The sequence below is a fragment of the Corallococcus caeni genome (assembly GCF_036245865.1).
GTDB classification, from domain to species: Bacteria; Myxococcota; Myxococcia; order Myxococcales; family Myxococcaceae; genus Corallococcus; species Corallococcus caeni.
Map to the genome: position 1 here is coordinate 1,382,857 of NZ_BTTW01000001.1, position 15,687 is coordinate 1,398,543.

At 71.0% G+C, this 15,687-nt stretch carries 15 protein-coding genes; 11 read left to right on the forward strand and 4 right to left on the reverse strand.

The window, feature by feature from the left end; genetic code table 11:
- Window positions 1–171: 171 nt before the first annotated feature.
- The 8 genes from AABA78_RS05480 to AABA78_RS05515 all read left to right on the forward strand — a co-directional run bounded on the left by AABA78_RS05480 (window position 172) and on the right by AABA78_RS05515 (window position 8,501).
- Complete coding sequence (locus AABA78_RS05480; protein ID WP_171415288.1) at window positions 172–2,385, forward strand: protein kinase domain-containing protein; 2,214 nt, start codon at window positions 172–174, stop codon at window positions 2,383–2,385.
- 97 nt (window positions 2,386–2,482) lie between these two features.
- Window positions 2,483–2,698 (forward strand): hypothetical protein, encoded by a 216-nt coding sequence (locus AABA78_RS05485; protein ID WP_171415286.1) that lies wholly within the window; start codon window positions 2,483–2,485, stop codon window positions 2,696–2,698.
- A gap of 78 nt (window positions 2,699–2,776) precedes the next feature.
- Window positions 2,777–3,742, forward strand: a complete 966-nt coding sequence (locus AABA78_RS05490) for a CarD family transcriptional regulator (protein ID WP_171415284.1) — start codon at window positions 2,777–2,779, stop codon at window positions 3,740–3,742.
- Window positions 3,743–3,833: 91 nt separating this feature from the next.
- A complete protein-coding gene (locus tag AABA78_RS05495) occupies window positions 3,834–4,346 on the forward strand; it encodes a hypothetical protein (protein WP_171415282.1) in 513 nt (170 codons plus the stop codon).
- Window positions 4,333–5,283 carry a hypothetical protein gene (locus tag AABA78_RS05500; RefSeq protein ID WP_171415280.1) on the forward strand — a complete coding sequence of 317 codons (951 nt, stop codon included), beginning with the start codon at window positions 4,333–4,335 and terminating at the stop codon, window positions 5,281–5,283. Before AABA78_RS05495 ends, AABA78_RS05500 begins: the two co-directional genes overlap by 14 nt.
- Complete coding sequence (locus tag AABA78_RS05505) at window positions 5,280–7,154, forward strand: ArnT family glycosyltransferase (RefSeq protein WP_338261941.1); 1,875 nt, start codon at window positions 5,280–5,282, stop codon at window positions 7,152–7,154. The genes AABA78_RS05500 and AABA78_RS05505 overlap by 4 nt, the downstream gene beginning before the upstream one ends.
- A gap of 148 nt (window positions 7,155–7,302) precedes the next feature.
- The gene (locus tag AABA78_RS05510) at window positions 7,303–7,875 is read left to right on the forward strand and encodes a hypothetical protein (protein WP_338261942.1); all 573 of its coding nucleotides are present in this window, start codon (window positions 7,303–7,305) and stop codon (window positions 7,873–7,875) included.
- Between the two features lie 77 nt (window positions 7,876–7,952).
- Window positions 7,953–8,501, forward strand: a complete 549-nt coding sequence (locus AABA78_RS05515) for a hypothetical protein (RefSeq protein WP_338261943.1) — start codon at window positions 7,953–7,955, stop codon at window positions 8,499–8,501.
- A 73-nt stretch (window positions 8,502–8,574) separates the two neighbouring features.
- On the opposite strand, the gene AABA78_RS05520 is transcribed toward AABA78_RS05515, so the two are convergent.
- The 4 genes from AABA78_RS05520 to AABA78_RS05535 all read right to left on the reverse strand — a co-directional run bounded on the left by AABA78_RS05520 (window position 8,575) and on the right by AABA78_RS05535 (window position 13,366).
- Window positions 8,575–8,982 (reverse strand): ATP-dependent DNA helicase, encoded by a 408-nt coding sequence (locus tag AABA78_RS05520; protein ID WP_171415271.1) that lies wholly within the window; start codon window positions 8,980–8,982, stop codon window positions 8,575–8,577.
- A 157-nt stretch (window positions 8,983–9,139) separates the two neighbouring features.
- Complete coding sequence (locus tag AABA78_RS05525; protein ID WP_338261944.1) at window positions 9,140–10,324, reverse strand: iron-containing alcohol dehydrogenase; 1,185 nt, start codon at window positions 10,322–10,324, stop codon at window positions 9,140–9,142.
- A 19-nt stretch (window positions 10,325–10,343) separates the two neighbouring features.
- On the reverse strand, window positions 10,344–11,807 hold the full coding sequence (locus tag AABA78_RS05530; RefSeq protein ID WP_338261945.1) for a glutamine synthetase family protein: 1,464 nt from the start codon (window positions 11,805–11,807) through the stop codon (window positions 10,344–10,346).
- Window positions 11,808–11,878: 71 nt separating this feature from the next.
- Entirely contained in the window at window positions 11,879–13,366 is a 1,488-nt protein-coding gene (locus AABA78_RS05535) for an aldehyde dehydrogenase family protein (RefSeq protein WP_338261946.1), read from the reverse strand.
- A 109-nt stretch (window positions 13,367–13,475) separates the two neighbouring features.
- Here AABA78_RS05535 and AABA78_RS05540 point away from each other — a divergent pair, with 109 nt between their 5' ends.
- The 3 genes from AABA78_RS05540 to AABA78_RS05550 all read left to right on the forward strand — a co-directional run bounded on the left by AABA78_RS05540 (window position 13,476) and on the right by AABA78_RS05550 (window position 15,669).
- The gene (locus tag AABA78_RS05540; RefSeq protein ID WP_338261947.1) at window positions 13,476–14,213 is read left to right on the forward strand and encodes a glutamine amidotransferase; all 738 of its coding nucleotides are present in this window, start codon (window positions 13,476–13,478) and stop codon (window positions 14,211–14,213) included.
- A gap of 148 nt (window positions 14,214–14,361) precedes the next feature.
- Window positions 14,362–15,204, forward strand: a complete 843-nt coding sequence (locus AABA78_RS05545; RefSeq protein WP_338261948.1) for an esterase/lipase family protein — start codon at window positions 14,362–14,364, stop codon at window positions 15,202–15,204.
- A gap of 3 nt (window positions 15,205–15,207) precedes the next feature.
- Window positions 15,208–15,669, forward strand: a complete 462-nt coding sequence (locus AABA78_RS05550; RefSeq protein WP_338261949.1) for a hypothetical protein — start codon at window positions 15,208–15,210, stop codon at window positions 15,667–15,669.
- The last annotated feature ends 18 nt before the right edge of the window (window positions 15,670–15,687 follow it).

Here is a 15,687-nt window from a genome sequence, read left to right on the forward strand (position 1 = left end):
TTCGCGGCAGCCGCCTGACGCCAGGCTGCCCACGAACAGGAGGAAGAATGCAGGGTTACGAAAACAGGCTGGCGAGCGTAGCGGAATATTCCACCCGGAGCGTCTGAATGGCCTCATGATAGCGTCTCGCGGTTTTTCCGAAGGACTCCCCCCACAGGAGCCGATTCGAACGTGCCGCAGCCTTCCGCCGGCTCCCAATTCGGAAAGTACAAGCTGCTCGAGCGCATCGCGACGGGCGGCATGGCGGAGATCTACCGCGCGCGGATGACGGCGGTGGCGGGCGTCACGAAGCCGGTGGTCATCAAGAAGATCCTCCCTGGCTACGCGGACGACAGCGCGTTCGTGTCCATGTTCATCAACGAGGCGCGCATCGCGCTGGGGCTGTCGCACGGCAACATCGCGCAGATCTTCGACTTCGGGGAGGTGGAGGGCGAGTACTTCCTCGCGATGGAGTGGGTGGACGGCCATCCGCTCTCGCACGTGCTGCGCCGGGCCCGGGAGAAGGGGCTGCCCGCGCTGCCGCCGCCCCTGGCGGTGCTGGTGGCCATCGACATGCTGCGGGGGCTGGCGTACGCGCACACGCGGCTGGACGACAACGGCCGACCGCTGCACATCGTCCACCGGGACGTGAGCCCGCAGAACGTGCTCCTCTCCTTCGAGGGGCAGGTGAAGCTGGTGGACTTCGGCATCGCGCGGGCGCGGCTCGCCGGACGCAGCGACACGAACGTGGACGTGGCGAAGGGCAAGTACGTCTACTTCGCGCCGGAGCAGGCGCGCGGCGAGGCGCTGGACGCGCGCACGGACGTGTTCGCCGCGGGCACGGTCCTCTACGAGATGCTCTGCGGACGCCGCCCCTTCGAGGGCTCGCTCCAGGACGTGCTGCGCAAGATCGCCCAGGGCGACTTCCCCCGCCCGCGCGAGTGGGTGCCGGGCATCCCGGCCGCGCTGGAGCGCATCCTGCTCACCGCGATGGCCACGAGCCCGGAGCAGCGCTACGCCACCGCGCAGGCGTTCGCGGAGGCGCTGGCGCGGCAGCTCCACATCACCGCGCCGGACGTGTCCGCCAGCGACCTGGGCCACTTCATGGGCTACCTCTTCGAGCCGGAGCTCGTGGAGGCCGGCCGCCCGGTGCAGTTGCCGCGCGAGTTCGTCGCGCGGGTGGGCCGCTGGAGCGGCATCGCGGAGCCGCCGCCCGTGCCGACGCCGCCGGAGCTGCCCCGCCACGTGCCCGAGCCTCGCGGCGAACCCCGGGGTGACCTGACGACGCAGCCCCTGCCCCCGCAGGCGATGCCGCCGGCACCGCCGCCCGCGTGGCACCGCTCCGTGCGCGGCTGGGCGATGCGCGGCGCGCCGGTGGTGGTGGCCGCGCTGGTGGCCACCTGGCTGGGCCTGGTGATGGGCGGCTCCAACACGTTCGCGGTGGAGCTCAGCTCCTCCCCCGCGGGCGCCACCATCCGCGTGGACGGCCGGATGCTGCGGGAGACGACGCCCACGCTCGTCACCCAGTTGCCGTCGGACCGCGAGCACGTGCTGGAGGTGCTGCTGCCGGGCATGTTGCCCTTCAGCCAGCGCGTGCACGCCGAGCGCGGCACCACGCTGGCGGTCCACGCGCGGCTCACGCCGAAGCATCCGGCCCTGGCGCGCGCCCCGCCCCGAGCGGGCCCGGGCGACGTGCCCCCCTTCTTCGCGCGCTACTCCTCGGGAGGCCCGTTCGCGCTCAGCGCGGTCGCGCACGCCCTGCGCGTGCCCCCGACCCAGGCGGCGCGCATGCGGTTGGATCCTTCCCGCGCCTACGGCCTGCGCGTGGAGGGCCGCGTGTCGGTGGGAGGGCCGCTGCCGGTGGCGCAGGCGGTCTACTTCCTGGAGGGCGGCACGGCCCTGGCCGCGCGCGACAGCTTCGGCCTGGTGGGCGCGGACGAGGTGCTGGTGCGCGACGCCTCCGTCCTCTACGTGTTCCTCTGGGACGACCGCCCCGACGACAACCGCGGCGCCCTCCAGGTGCACGTGCGCGAACAGGCGAGCGGCGCCATCACCACCCTGCTTTTGGACGCGCGCCGGCACGCCGTCTCGCTGTCGCCCCTGGACGGCTTCACGCTCCGGGAGCTGGACCCGTCCACCACCTACCGCGTCGTCGTGCGCGCGGCGCAGGAACCGGCGCGCACGCGGGGCTTTGGCGGCGGAGAGGTGGGCGCCGTGCTCGCGCTGCACGGCGCGGGACCGTCTCCGGCCACGGCGCCGGGCACGCTGGAGGTGCTGGAGGTCAACCAGCCCACGGTGCTGCGCGGCGCGAGCTGGCTGCGGCTCGCGTTCCCGGACGACGACGTGAACGACAACGCCGGCGGCCTCACGCTGGAGGTGACGCCGGTGGCGCCGCTGCACCAGTAGCGCGCGCGACGGGCCGCTACAGGGCGCCGCCAGCCTGTAGCCGAAAAATTGATCATCCGGGACGCGCCCCTACCCTGGGCCGCCACGGAGGACGCTCATGAAGAAGCTGCTGGCGGTGCTGGGCTTGGGGATCGCGGTGATGGCCACGGTGGGACTTTCCACCCGCGTGGACGCGCGGCCCGGAAGCACGGCGGACGAGGGGCCGACCGATGCCCAGATCGACGCTGTCCTGGACGCGCAGGCTCACGAGGTCATGGCCCGGCTGCTGGAAGCGCAGCGCAATGCCGACCGGATGACAATGCTTCCCCGGTAATCTCGTGGCATCCGGCGGGGCACGGTGCTACGACCGGGCGCTCGCTTCAGTGCTCATCCACCCGCTCACGAGGGGGCCATGCCAGAAGGGTCCGCTGCACTCCAGCTCCAGGTTGGAGACCGGGTCGTCTACCCCAACCAGGGGGTCTGTCGCGTCGCCGCCATCGATGTGAAAGAGGTGGCCGGACAGAGCCTCACCTTCGTCACCATGCGCCGCGAGGAAGACGGCGCGGTCGTGATGGTGCCGCAGGGAAAAATCATCTCCATCGGCGTGCGCAAGGTCGCCAGCCCGGCGGACGTGGAGGAGATCTACGCGTTCCTCCGCTCGGACAGCGACAAGGCGGACCTGGACTGGAAGCAGCGCGCGCGCACCAACCTGGACCGCATGACCCAGGGCGGCATCCTGGGGCTGGCGGAGGTCGTCAAGGGCCTCCAGGTCCTGAGCGAGCTGCGGCCGCTGCCCACCAAGGAGCGCGAGCTCTACGACAACGCCCGGCACCTGCTGGTGTCGGAGGTCGCCGCCGCGCTGGGCACCGCCGAGGCCAACGCCGAGGACTCCATCGACATCGTCCTCTTCCCGCCCGGGAAGGAGCGTCCCAAGCGCACCGCCGCGGAGTTCGCGCGGCCCGGTGGCGACGAGGACGACATGGACCTCGACGGCGACCTCATGGGTCTGGAGGGCGGAGAGCTGGACCTGCCCTCGGACGAGGAGCCGCAGGCCGAGTCCGAATCCGAGGAGGAGACCTCCGAGGAGGGTGGCGAGGAGGAAGGCGGCGAGGAAGGGGCCGAGGACGCCCCCAAGAAGCGCGGCCGTCCGCCCAAGGCCAAGCCGGCCGAAGGCGCCGAACCCGCCGCTCCGAAGAAGCGCGGCCGTCCGCCCAAGCCGAAGCCCGAGGTGACGGCGGAGAGCGCTGAACCCGCCGCTCCCAAGAAGCGCGGCCGTCCGCCCAAGGCCAAGCCGCCGGAGGGCGCCGCGCCCGCGGAGCCCGCCGCCCCGAAGAAGCGCGGCCGTCCGCCCAAGGCGAAGCCCGCCGAGGACGAGTGAACCGCAGGACTCCACGGCCCTCCGGCCGCCCGCGTCGCGCCCCAAGCGCGCGCCCGGCACCGCGAGGGCCCTCCCGCCGAGGTGACGCCCCGTGATTCGCGTCGTGACGCTGGACCCCTTCGACGACAAGCAGCTCGCCAAGTTCAACCGCACGCTCTACACGGCCTTCGGCGTGGGCAGCGAGCACAGCGGCTCCGCGGAAGTCCCCGCGGGCATGTCCGAGCCCCTGGACGCGGAGAAGCTGCTGGATGAGGTGAAGGGCATCCGGGCCTACAAGGACGACAAGGTGCTGCTGCTCACCTCGCGCAAGCTGAAGGACCGGGACCTGCCCAGCGGCAAGGCGCCCACGTCCGGCTTCGCGCGGTACGGCAAGGACCGGGCGGTGCTCTCCATCGCGCCGTTCAAGGACCTGGAGAAGGACTTCAAGCCCATCGCGCGCCACGCGCTGCACCAGCTGGGCACGCTCTGGGAGCTGCACCACTGCCTGGATCCGCGCTGCTCGATGTACCCACCCTGGACGCCGTCCTTCAACCAGGGCGACCACATCTTCTGCACCTTCTGCCGCGAAAAGAGCGAGCAGAAGATCCGTCTTGCCAAGTCCTAAGGCCCTGCGCGCCCTGCCCCTGGTGGAACTGGGGGCGCTGCTGCTCGTCGCGCTGCTGTGCCTCGTCTTCCAGCTGAGGCTTCCGGGCCGGCTGCCCACGGACGCGGACGAGCGCGCCATGGCGGACGTGCTGGCCCGCGACGCGCGGCCCGGGGACGCGGTGCTGCTGTTCCCCTGGTGGACCGAGCGCGCCCGCCTCTTCGTGCCTCCCTCCGTGCCCGTGTACGGGTGGCTGGAGTCGGACGGCGCGGACCTGAGCGCGCACCCGCGCATCTGGGTGCTGGGCCAGCCGGAGCTGCCCCGCTCGGACCCCGCCGCGTTCGACGCGGCCTTCCTCCCCGGACGCAAGGCGCTGGGCCCGGAGTCGCGCCTGGGCCCGCTGTCGCTGCGCCTCTACGAGAACGGCCGCTACCGCCCCCGCCACTGGGTGGCGAGCGAGTCCGCGAGCGCGGCGCGCGTGTACCTGGAGCAGCCGGATGGCTCGCGCCGCGACTGCCCCTTCGACGGGCGGGCGCACCGCTGCCCCGGCCCGCCGCACCTGTACGTCGCGCCGGAGTGGCACGAGATCTTCTACGAGCCCCGGCACTGCCTGTGGATGCACGCGCCGGGAGGGCCGCAGCGGCTGGTGGCGGAGTTCTCCAACGTGCCGTCCGGCATGGGCCTGCGGCTGGAGGGCGGCATCATCTTCGAGTTCGCGCACTCCAAGGACCCGCGCCTCTCCACCGCGCACCTGGGCGTGGATGACGCGGCCACGGGCGAGCGGCTGCTGGACGTGCCCATCCCCCCGGGCCGCGAGGGCGTGCAGAAGGCGGAGGTGGTGCTGCCGCCCGGGCCGCCGCGCACGGTGAAGGTCTGGGTGCAGGCGGACAACGCGGAGTCGCGGCAGGTGTGCCTGGACGTGATGGCGCTGGAGCCCGCGGTGGGGGTGAAGCCATGACGACTCCGGTGACGGCTCCGGATTCGCTCCAGCTGACGGGGCGCCCCGCCACGCGCGAGGAGAAGCTCACGGCCCTGGCGCTGTGGGTGCTGGCGTTCGCGGCGCTGTGGAGCACGGAAGCGGCGGTGGGCTTCACGCGCGACGAGAGCGTCTACTTCGCCGCGGCGGAGGGCTATTCGCAGTGGTTCCGGCTGCTCCTGCACTCGCCCGCGCAGGCGTTCACGGACAGCGCCATCGTGCGCGCGTGGGACTACAACCACGAGCACCCGGCGCTGATGAAGACGCTGTTCGGGTTGAGCCACCTGCTCTTCCACGACACGCTGGGCGTGATGCGCGACGCGACGGCGTTCCGGCTGCCCGCGTTCGCGATGGCGGCGCTGGTGCCCGCGCTGTGCTTCCTGCTGGGCAGCGCGCTGTACGGCCGCACCGCGGGGTGGTTCGCCGCCCTCTCCTTCCTGCTGGTGCCCCGCCAGTACTTCAACGCGGAGCTGGCGTGCTTCGACATGCCGGTGGCCGCGATGTGGCTGCTCGTCGTGTACTGCTTCTGGCGCGCGCTGGAGAGCACCCGCTGGGGCATCGCGTGCGGGGTGGCGTTCGGCCTGGCCATCGCCACGAAGCACAACGCCCTCTTCATGCCGTTCGTGCTGTCACCGTTCGCGCTGTGGCGCGCGTGGCGGGCGAGCGAAGGCAACCCTGAGGCCCGCGTGCGGCTGGGCCGCTTCGTGGGGCTGTTCGCGGCGGTGGCGGTGCTCTACGGCCTGCTCGTCGTGTTCCTGGGCGGGCCGGCCGCGTTCCAGAAGAAGTTCCTGCTCCTGAGCCCGCACACGCTGTTCTTCGTGGGGCTCGCGGTGGGCAGCGGGGTGCTGCTGCGGGACCTGAGGCACGTGAGCCTGCCGGTGACGCGCGCGCTGGTGCCGCTGGCGGCGATGGCGGTGCTGGGCCCCGTCCTCTTCTACCTGCACTGGCCCTACCTGTGGCACGCGCCGGTGGACCGCACCGCGTGGTACCTGGCCTTCCACGCCACGCACAACCACTACGCCTGGTTCTACCTGGGCACGCTGATGCGCGGGCCGCCCTTCCCGCTCACCTACGTCGTCGTGAAGACGGCGCTCACGGTGCCTGGCAGTCTCTTCGCGCCCATGGTGACGGGCTTCCTCGCGCTCGTGGGGCGGGCGCTGCTCAGCCTGGGCGCCCGTACGCGCGAGTGGGTGCGGATGCCCACGGCGTCAGAGGCGCTGGTGGGCGTCAACGCGGTGACGTCCATCCTCATCATCAGCCACCCGCAGGTGCCGCACTTCGGCGGCGTGAAGCACTGGTTCCCGTCCATGCCCTTCCTGGGCATCCTCGCGGGCGCGGCGGTGGCGCGCGGGTGCTTCGCGCTGTGGGAGGTGCTGAAGGCGCGGCGGCCGTCGGTGTCACCGCTCGCCGTGACGGTGCCGGTGTTCGCGCTGCTGCTGGTGCCCGCGCTGATTGCGCTGGTGCGCGTGTTCCCGTACGGCACGGCCGCGTACTCGGAGCTGGCGGGCGGGCTGCCGGGCGCGGCGACGCTGGGGATGCAACGCCAGTTCTGGTCCAGCCACGTCACCGGCGTGCTGCCGTGGATCAACGAACACGCGAAGCCGGGCGCGCGCATCTACCTGCACGAGGTGAACGGCTTCTCGTTCCGCGACTACCAGCGCAACGGGATGCTGCGCGAGGACGTGCGGCCGGTGAACAGCCCGTTCGACGCGGACATCGTCGCGTACCAGTACCACCAGGAGTTCCGCGAGCACGAGTTCCTCACGTGGCAGGCCTTCGGCACGCGCACGCCCGTCACCGGGCTGTACCTGGACGAAACGCCGCAGGTCATCGTCTACCAGCGCCCGGAGTAGTCCCGGCCCGGGATGACGCAGCAGGCCATGTGTACGACCGTTCACTCGGCGGCCTCATGGGCAGGCTTGAAGACCGGACAGGACTGAAAGGCATGGCGCCGGGGTAGGCTCGCGGTGTCGGCCATTCCACCTTCCCGGGGAGGAACACATGACGCGCTGGACGGGCTTGCTGACGGTGATGGTGCTGGGTGCGGGCCTGGTGGGCTGCACCGACGCGACGCCACCCGCGAAGGTGGCACGGGCGCAGGTGAAGCGGACGGGCCCCGCGACGATGGAGATCATCCCCGTCGAGGGACAGCTCCCCTACTGCATGCTCTTCACGATGTCGGAGAAGGGCGTCATCCGGCAGCTGACGCTCACGCGGGAGAACCGCTCCATCCGCTGCGACCCGAACCGCCCCGTCGCCAACACCAGCTTCCGGGTGCCGGTGCAGGAGGGGAAGGTGCGCGTCTACATCTTCTTCTCCGACGAGCGCGTGCCGGCGGGCTCCGTGGCGCAGCAGCTCTACGACCTGCGCGACCGCGAGCGCGTCACCGCCATGGACCTGCGGCTGCCGGGGCGCATCTTCGTGGAGACGCTGGAGTTCACGCCGGAGACGGGCGAGCCGGAAGCCACGGGCGTCGTCGTGGGCGCGGGCGGCGTGGTGACGTCCGATGGCGGCACGGCCCCGGATGCGGGCACGGGCACGGGCACGCTGTCCGTGGAGCCCGCGGCCAACTGACCTCCAGACGAAGCCGCTTTTCTGTAGGGAAGGCTCTCGGTATCGGCCACCATTCGACCATCCCGGGGGAGAAACACGTGACGCGCTGGACGGGCTTGCTGACAGTGATGGCGCTGGGTGCGAGCGTCGTGAGCTGTGACAGCGCGCAGCCGCCCGCGAAGGTGACGCGCGCGCGGGTGAAGCGGACCGGCCCCGCGACGATGGAGGTCATCCCCGTCGAGGGACAGCTCCCCTACTGCCTGCTCTTCACGACGTCCGAGAAGGGCGTCATCCGGCAGCTCACGCTCACGCGGGAGAAGCGCTCCATCCGCTGCGACGCGAACAAGCCCATCGCCGACACCCGCTTCCGCGTGCCCGTGCAGGAGGGGAAGGTGCGCGTCTATGTCTTCTTCTCGGATGAGCCCGTGCCAGCGGGCTGGGTGGCGCAGCAGCTCTATGAGTTGCGCGACCGCGAGCGCATTACCGCCATGGACCTGCGGCTGCCGGGGCGCATCTCCGTGGAGACGCTGGAGTTCACACCGGAGAAGAGCCCGCGGGAAGCAACGGGCGTCGCGGTGGCGTCCGACGGCGGCGCCGCTCCAGACGCGGGCGCCCGCGCGCTGTCCGCGAAGTCCACGTCCCACTGACCTCCAGACGCGAAGAAGCCCGAGGGTGATGTCCACCCCCGGGCCTCCGTGCTGCTTCAGGCGGTGACGCGGACTAGTTCAGCCAGCCACCGTTGTACGTCGGGGCCCGGTCACGCCGCGCCAGCCGCTCGCGCTCCAGCCGGGCCAGCCGCGCCCGCTCCTGCCGCTCACGCTCCATGCGGGCCAGCCGTTCGCGCTCCTGCCGCTCGCGCTCCAGCTTCGCCAGCCGCTCGCGCTCCCTGCGCTCCCGCTCCTGCCGCTCGCGCTCCAGCCGGGCCTGACGCTCGCGCTCCTGCCGCATCCGCTCCTGCCGTTCGCGCTCCAGCCGCGCCTGACGCTCGCGCTCCTGCCGCTCGCGCTCCATGCGGCGCTGGTCCTGGCGGCTCACGAGGGGGGTGGCGACGTGGAAGTCCGCCGCCATCACCGGGGAGCTCGCGACGAGCGCCACAGCCACCACCATCTTCTTGAGCATCGCCTTCATGACCTGCCTCCGTGAGCCGCGTTGTGCTGCGTTCTGAACCTTCTGACGGGACCGGCGCGGGTTGATTCACCGCTCCAAAGGCACGGGGCCCCTCCCGTTTCCCTCGGAAGAGGCCCCGCTGAAACACTCTGAAATCAAGCCTGCGTGAAGCCGCTGCTCAGAACGCCTCGCGGGCCATGGCCAGCAGGTCCGCCTGCGTGACGGTGCGCGGGTTGCCCTGGTGGGACGCGTCCTGGAAGGCCTTCTGCGCGATGTGCTCCAGGTCCTTCTCCTGCACGCCCGCTTCGCGCAGCCGCGTGGGAATCCCGACGGCCGCCGCCAGCTTGCGCACGCGGTCGATGGCGTTCGCGGCGAGCACCTCCTCGCGCGCGTTGGACGTGTCCCCCAGCGCCGTGGAGATGCGCGCCAGCCGAGCCGTGCACGACGCGCGGTTGAACTCCATCACCGCAGGCAACACGATGGCGTTCGCCAGGCCGTGCGGCACGTTGGAGATGGGCGTGAGCGCGTGCGCCAGGGCGTGGCTGGCGCCCAGGCCCTTCTGGAAGGCCATGGCGCCCTCCATCGCGGCCACCATCATGTCCGTGCGCGCCGCCAGGTCCTTGCCCTCCTTCACCGCCGTCACCAGCGAGCGCCCCACGCGCATCACCCCGTCGATGGCCACCGCGTCCGCGAGCGGATGGAAGCCGTTGGCGACGTACGCCTCGATGCAGTGGGTGAGCGCGTCCATGCCCGTGGCCGCCGTGACGGACGGGGGCAGGCCCAGCGTCAGCTCCGGATCGATGACCGCCGCCCTGGGCAGCAGGTGCGGGCTGAAGATGACCGTCTTGCGGCCCGTGTCCGCCAGCGTCACCACGCCGGAGCGCCCCACTTCGGAACCCGTGCCCGCCGTCGTCGGGATGGCGATGAGCGGGGGCAGGTCGTCGCGCACGTACTGGTCGCCGCCCTTCGCGTCGTCGTAGCGGCTGAGCGGCGGCTCGTGCGTGGTGAGCAACTGCACCAGCTTGCCCGCGTCCAGCGCGCTGCCGCCGCCCAGGGCGACGATGCCGTCCGCCTTGTGCGCGCGGTACGCCTCCAGGCCCGCGAACACGTCCTTCTCCGTGGGGTTGGGCTCCACGCGGTCGAACACCGCGCAGTCCATGCCCGCGGCCTTGAGCACGTCCGTCACGCGGGTGGCGAGGCCCGCCTTCACCACGCCCGCGTCCGTCACCAGCAGCGGGCGCTTCATGTTCAACCGCGATGCGTGCGCGGGCAGCCGCTGCAGCGCGCCCGCGCCGAACACGATGCGCGTGGGCCAGGACATCTCCGTGACGCGTGGCTCCGAGGGAATATCGAAAGGCTTCATGGAAGCGTCCTCCTCCGAATCAGATGAGTTCCAGGTAGCGCTCCAGCTCCCAGGAGGTGACCGCCCGCTCGTACTGGCGCACCTCCCACTCGCGGGTGCGCACGAAATGGTCGACGAAGCCCTCGCCCAGGATTTCGCGGGCGCGCTCGCTGTTCTTGAGCAGCGCCACCGCGTCCTTCAGGTTGCGGGGCAGCGGCTTCGTGTTCTTCGCCTCGTAGGCGTTGGACAGCACGGGCGCGGGCGGCTCGATTTCGTTCTCGATGCCCCACAGGCCCGCGGCCAGGCTCACCGCCATGCCGATGTACGCGTTCATGTCCGCGCCCAGCTGGCGGTACTCGATGCGCATGGACTTGCCGCTGTCGCCGATGACGCGGATGGCGCAGGTGCGGTTCTCCAGGCCCCACGTCGCGGTGGTGGGCGCCCAGGTGTTCTCCACGCTGCGCTTGTAGCTGTTGATGGTGGGCCAGTAGAGCGCCGTCAGCTCCGGCATCAGCGCCACCTGCCCGCCGATGTAGTGCCGCATCAGCTTGCTCATCCCGTGCTTCTGCGACGGGTCGTGGAAGAGGTTGTCCTCGCCCTTCAGGTTCCACAGCGACTGGTGCACGTGGCCGGAGCAGCCGGGCAGCTTCGGGTCCACCTTCGCCATGAAGCACGCGGACACGCCGTGCTTCGCGCAGATCTCCTTCACCACCGTCTTGAACAGCGCCGCGCGGTCCGCCGCCAGCTCCAGCGTGTCGTAGCGGATGGCGGCCTCGAAGACGCCGGGGCCCGTCTCCGTGTGGAAGCCCTCGATGTTGAGCCCGTAAGCGTTGCACCCGTCGATGAGCGCGTGCACCAGCGGCGCGTTCATGGACGTGCGCAGCCACGAGTAGCCGAACATGCCCGGCGTCAGCGGCGTGAGGTCCTTGAAGCCCTTCTCATGCAGGCTCTGCGGGCCCTCCTTGAAGAGGAAGAACTCATACTCGGCGCCGAACTTGGGCAGGAAGCCCAGCTTGCGCGCGCGCTGGCCCATCTTCTGGAGCAGCTGGCGGGGGCTCGCCTCGAAGGGCGTGCCGTCCGGGTTCACGAAGTCCAGGAGGAACGCCGCGGTGTCCGGCTCCCACGGGATGATGCGCGCGGTGGACAGGTCCACCTTCGCGGGCGTGTCCGGGTAGCCCGTGTGCCAGCCCGTGACCTTGGTGTTGTCCAGGAGCTCGTCGCCCAGGTCCCAGCCGAAGACGACGTCGCAGAAGCCCATGTTGCTCTTCGCGGCGCTGTAGAACTTCTCCAGCGAGACGTACTTGCCGCGGAAGACGCCATCCACGTCGATGGCGCCCAGCTTCACCTTGCGGACGCCCTTCTCGTCCATCCAACTGCGCAGGGAGTCCATGTCCCCCTGCTGTCCGGGCACCGCGCGCGGCGTGCCCTCGCCGCGCTCCTTCGCGCGAGCCCGGCGGGCCATCGCCGGATGGGTGAGCACCTTGGCCTTGGGACGCGACGCCATCGGGACCTTCCTTTTCTTCGTCATGCGGCGGTGGAGCAGTGGAATGGAATGGAGCGCGTGGGCTTTGCGCGTCAGGGGGACGGCAGCTTCGTCCACACGGCCTTGGTCTGGAGGTAGCCGTCCAGCGCGTGGTGGCCCAGGTCCTTGCCCCAGCCGGATTCCTTGTAGCCACCGAAGGGCGCCGCGTCGTCGAACTCGTTGAAGCAGTTGATCCACACCACGCCGCTCTTCACCTGCTTCGCCAGCGCGTGCGCCTTCGCGACGTCGCCCGTCCAGATGGACGCGGCCAGGCCGTACTGCGTGCTGTTGGCCAGCGCGATGGCCTCCGCGTCGTCGCGGAAGCGCAGGCAGCTGAGCACCGGGCCGAAGATCTCCTCCTGGGCGATCTTCATGTCCGGCTTCACGTCGCCGAAGATGGTGGGCTTCACGAAGCAGCCCTTCGCCTTGAAGCCTTCCGTGTCGCGGCCACCGCCCGCGAGCAGCTTCGCGCCCTGCTGCTTGCCGCTCTCGATGTAGCCCAGCACCACGTCCATCTGCTTCTGGCTCACCAGCGCGCCCATCTCCGTGGTCGCGTCCAGCGGGTCGCCCACCTTCATGGTGCCGGCCTTCTGGGCCAGCTTCGCGACGAACGCCTCGTAGGCCTTCTCGTGCACCAGCACGCGGCTGCCCGCGTTGCACGTCTCACCCTTGTTGCCGAAGATGCCCCAGAAGCACGCCTCCACCGCGCGGTCGAAGTCCGCGTCCGGGAAGATGATCTGCGGGCTCTTGCCGCCCAGCTCCAGCGTCAGCTTCTTCAGGTTGCTCGCGGCGGACGCCTGGAGCAGCCGGCGCGCGGTGCGGCCGGAGCCGGTGAAGGAGATCTTGTCCACGTCCGGGTGCCGGGCAATCGCCTCGCCCGCGGGGTCGCCCAGGCCGGTGACGACGTTGATGACGCCGGGCGGGAAGCCCGCCTCCAGCGCCAGCGCGCCCAGCTTCAGCGCGGTGAGCGGCGTGTACTCGGACGGCTTCACCACCACCGTGCAGCCGGAGGCCAGCGCGGGCCCCAGCTTCCAGCCCAGCATGCACGTGGGGTAGTTCCACGGGACGATAATGCCCACCACGCCCACCGGCTCCTTGAGCGCGTAGGTGTGGAAGGGGCCGTCCACGGGCAGCACCTCGCCCGTGATGGTGCTGGCCAGGTCCGCGAAGTTCGCGAGCGTCGCGGCGCCCGGTGCCACGTCGCCCCGGATGGCGTCCTTGAACGTCTTGCCGTTGTTCATCGACTCGACGAGCGCGAACTCCTCGCGGCGCTCGTAGAGCAGGTCCGCCAGCTTGCGGATGAGCTTGCCGCGCTCGCGGCCGGTCATCTTCCCCCACGGGCCGGATTCGAAGGCGCGGCGCGCGGCCTTCACCGCGCGGTCCACGTCCGCGGCGGTGCCCGCGGGCACGTCCGCGATCTTCTGACCGGTGGCGGGGTTCGTCACCGCGAAGGTGCCCCCTTCGATGGGGTCCACCTGCTGCCCGTCGATGAGCAGCTTGAGCACAGGGAGCTTGGGAGTGAGCGAACGAGCGTCGGTCATGGCGAAGCCTCGGGTGGGCACGGCGCGCGAGCGACCTGGAAGTGGCGGGCACCGGACACGGACGGCACGACACGGTAGGAATGAGGGCATGACGCGGCAAGCTGCCCCCATGAAGAACGTCCTCCTGCTGAAAGCCGGTGACGCGGCGACGTCCGTCCAGCTCTCCGTGGGCGACTACGAGCGGTGGTTTCTGCAAACCATTGGACTGTCCGGTCAGCGCTTCGACATCTTGCATGTGCACAAGGGCGCGCCCCTGCCCAAGGACGCGAAGGGCTACGACGCGGTGATGATGACGGGCTCCCCCCTGTCGGTGACGCAGCGCGAGCCGTGGATGGAGCGCGCGGGCGCCTTCATGGTGGAGGCGGGCGAGCAGGGCGTCCCCGTGCTCGGCGTGTGCTTTGGCCAACAGCTGCTCGCTGAAGCCTACGGCGGCAAGGTGGCGCGCAACCCCAACGGCCGCGAGACGGGCACCGTGGAGGTGACGCTCTCACCCGAAGGGCGCGCGGATCCGCTGTTCACCGGCCTGCCGGAGCGCTTCGCCGTGCAGGCGACCCACGAGGACATCGTCGCGCGTCTGCCGGAGGGCGCCACGGTGCTCGCGGGCAACGCCAACACGGCGAACCAGGCGCTCGCCTTCCGCCCCAACGTGCGCGGCGTGCAGTTCCACCCGGAGATGCCCACGGACGCCATGCGCGCGGTCATCCTCGCCCGCGAGGACAAGCTGGAGGCGCTCGCGCACGAGCAGGGCATCCCCGAGGGCGAGTACGTCCCGCGGCTCATGTCCGGCATCACCCCGACGCCGTACGCGCACCGGGTGTTGATGAACTTCCTCCAACACTTCACCTGACCGGACCTTCCGGATTCGGGCCGCCGGACGCGTGAAAGCGGACAGAGGCCGCGCGCGGATCCGGGCCGAGGTGTGCCGCGCTCCCTAGCTTTGCCCCGTGTTCCAGGGCGGCGGTCCACGCACCGTCCGGGAGGGACGGGGGCTGGGGATGAATCCGTTCGTGATGCAGTACCGGAAGCTGAAGTGCCACCTGAAGTACCTGGCCAGCTACGTGGATCTGGATCCACGCGGCAACCAGGTCGTGCGCCGCACGGACTTCAAGCACTGCCAGAAGCCGGTGCTCCTCCTGCACGGCTTCTTCAGCACGCGCCGCGTCCTGGAGGTGCTGGAGCACCGCCTGCGCCGCGAGGGCTACTGCGTCTGGTCCATCCACCTGGGCGGCACGATGGACCGCTTCAACACGCACCGCATCGACGAGCTGGCCCAGAAGGTGCGCGGCAAGGTGGACCGGCTCTACGAGCGCCACCCGGGCATGGGGCCGCTCACCATCATCGGCCACTCCAAGGGCGGCCTCATCGGCACGTACTACGTGAAGCGGCTGGGCGGGGACGCGCGCGTGAGGAGCCTCATCACGCTGGGCACGCCGCACCGGGGCACGCGCATGGCCTACCTGGGCTGCGCGACGCTGGGCTGGTTCAGCCGCAGCATGTGGCAGCTCACGCCGACGTCGCGCTTCATCAAGGACCTGGGCGTGGGCGCCTTCCCGCGCCACGTGCGGCTCACGTCCATCTACTCGCGCGACGACGTCATCGCGCGCTACCCCTCCTCCGTGCTGGACGTGGACGGCCAGCCCAACGTCTTCAACGTGGAGCTGCCCGGCGAGGTGCCCCACGGCGAGCTGCTCACGCGCCGGGCCGTGTGGGAGGTCATCCAGCGCGAGCTGGCCCTGGGCTATGCTGATGCCCCGGCGCTCGCGCCCGTCACCCACGTCACCGCGCTTGCGTCCCCTCCCCTTCCGGTGGCCCTGCCCGCCGCCGCCGCCAGCCCCTGACACATGCCCTCGCGCTGGGACCACCTCTTCGACCTCAAGCCCGTCACCCTCGTGGACCACCTGCTGGAGGAGGTGGCGCGGCTGCTCGCCAAGGACCTGGAGTCCTGGCCCCCACCCGTGCAGGACCTGGACCCCGCGACCCTGGGCGAGTTCGCCCCGCTGTTCCAGGAGGCCACCCGGCGCCCGGACGCGGCCGTCTACACGGAGGCCCTGCGCCTGGCGAAGTGGGACCTGGCCCGCGAGTTCGACGCCTTCGACGACTACGTCCGCAACAAGCGCTACCTGGAGCGCGGCCTCACCGCCGAGGACCGCGTCCCCCTGCTCTTCCTCACCCGCTGGCTCACCGAACAGATGCTGGGCCTGGGAGAGGCCACCCAGGGCCGCATCAAGCGCCCCCTGATGCGCGACTGCCTGGACCGGCTGGAGGCCCGGCTCTCCGACAGGGCCCGGCTGCCCCAGGCCTGAAGCCCGGCCGCCTGCTCC

Bases quoted from the DNA above. Each gene is read 5' to 3' on its own strand.
- AABA78_RS05485 (WP_171415286.1), top strand. From the start codon at position 2,483: ATGAAGAAGCTGCTGGCGGTGCTGGGCTTGGGGATCGCGGTGATGGCC.
- AABA78_RS05490 (WP_171415284.1), top strand. From the start codon at position 2,777: ATGCCAGAAGGGTCCGCTGCACTCCAGCTCCAGGTTGGAGACCGGGTC.
- AABA78_RS05505 (WP_338261941.1), top strand. From the start codon at position 5,280: ATGACGACTCCGGTGACGGCTCCGGATTCGCTCCAGCTGACGGGGCGC.
- AABA78_RS05510 (WP_338261942.1), top strand. From the start codon at position 7,303: ATGACGCGCTGGACGGGCTTGCTGACGGTGATGGTGCTGGGTGCGGGC.
- AABA78_RS05520 (WP_171415271.1), bottom strand. From the start codon at position 8,982: ATGAAGGCGATGCTCAAGAAGATGGTGGTGGCTGTGGCGCTCGTCGCG.
- AABA78_RS05525 (WP_338261944.1), bottom strand. From the start codon at position 10,324: ATGAAGCCTTTCGATATTCCCTCGGAGCCACGCGTCACGGAGATGTCC.
- AABA78_RS05530 (WP_338261945.1), bottom strand. From the start codon at position 11,807: ATGGCGTCGCGTCCCAAGGCCAAGGTGCTCACCCATCCGGCGATGGCC.
- AABA78_RS05535 (WP_338261946.1), bottom strand. From the start codon at position 13,366: ATGACCGACGCTCGTTCGCTCACTCCCAAGCTCCCTGTGCTCAAGCTG.
- AABA78_RS05540 (WP_338261947.1), top strand. From the start codon at position 13,476: ATGAAGAACGTCCTCCTGCTGAAAGCCGGTGACGCGGCGACGTCCGTC.
- AABA78_RS05545 (WP_338261948.1), top strand. From the start codon at position 14,362: ATGAATCCGTTCGTGATGCAGTACCGGAAGCTGAAGTGCCACCTGAAG.
- AABA78_RS05550 (WP_338261949.1), top strand. From the start codon at position 15,208: ATGCCCTCGCGCTGGGACCACCTCTTCGACCTCAAGCCCGTCACCCTC.